The following is a 911-nucleotide window of genomic DNA, read 5'->3' on the forward strand; positions in this document are numbered from 1 at the left end:
GACGACGGGCTCTGCGATGTCTGCCGCGCCGACGGCCACCCCGGCATCCCCGCCCTGCCCGCCAGGTTCGGGATCCAGACCTTCGTCGAATCCCGCTGCGCCTACATCGCCGCCGCTCATCCTGTCCAGGTGCGGGCTTTGCTGGATCGAGTGCGGGCCGCCGCGGCGAACACCGGACCGACCTGGCGGCTGATCACCCGGTGGATGGCGACGAACCTCGAACAGCCCGAACGCGCACCCCGTCCTACCGCCGCGCGACGGCCGCGCCGGGGCGGGTCCGCGCTCGGTGCCGGGCAGCGCATCGGACGCTGCGACGCCTGCGCCCGAAACGGCATCGTGCACGCCGACAACTACTGCACCGACTGCCGGATCGACCTCGGACTCGTGCCCACCACCGGCCGCACCGCAGCGGTGGCCTGACCCGCCCCTGCTCGGTTCCCTCCCGTTCGCCGGTCCGCCGCGGTGTCGACCCCTGCGGCGGACCGGTCCACCACTCCCGATCCGACAGGAGCACCCACCGTGCATCGACTCCCGAACCGAGCGCGCCGCGCCCTGGCGGCGCTGCGCGACGCCCCGCTCGCACCCCGCCGCCCGACCGAGGTCCGGGTGCGGGTCTACCTCAACACCGACCCGACTGTCCTGCTGACCGGGTACCGGCCCGACGCATCCGTGACGCTGGCCTACACCTACACACTGAGCGTCGACCCGGCCGCCGACACCGACCAGGCTCTGCTCGAGCGCGTCTTCGCCGCCTTCAACGACCACCCCGAACACGACGACGACCAGATCCACACCGACACCTGGTACGGAAAGCGACTCCGGTCGCTGTCGGTCGGCGACCTCGTCGGACTCGACGACCGCCACTACACGTGTCAGCCCCGCGGATGGACCCGCGTCCCCGCCCCACCGGG

The 911-nt window shown here is 72.8% G+C and carries 2 protein-coding genes; both read left to right on the top strand.

Annotation, left to right across the window (positions count from 1 at the left end):
• On the top strand, positions 1-420 hold a 420-nt coding region (locus HOV91_RS39155; protein WP_174190194.1), incomplete at its 5' end, for a hypothetical protein.
• Positions 421-519: 99 nt separating this feature from the next.
• Positions 520-911 (top strand): hypothetical protein (locus HOV91_RS39160; RefSeq protein ID WP_043736785.1); only part of this gene is annotated, 392 nt, incomplete at its 3' end.

It is taken from the genome of Nocardia barduliensis (assembly GCF_013315795.1).
Taxonomy (GTDB): Bacteria; Actinomycetota; Actinomycetes; order Mycobacteriales; family Mycobacteriaceae; genus Nocardia; species Nocardia barduliensis.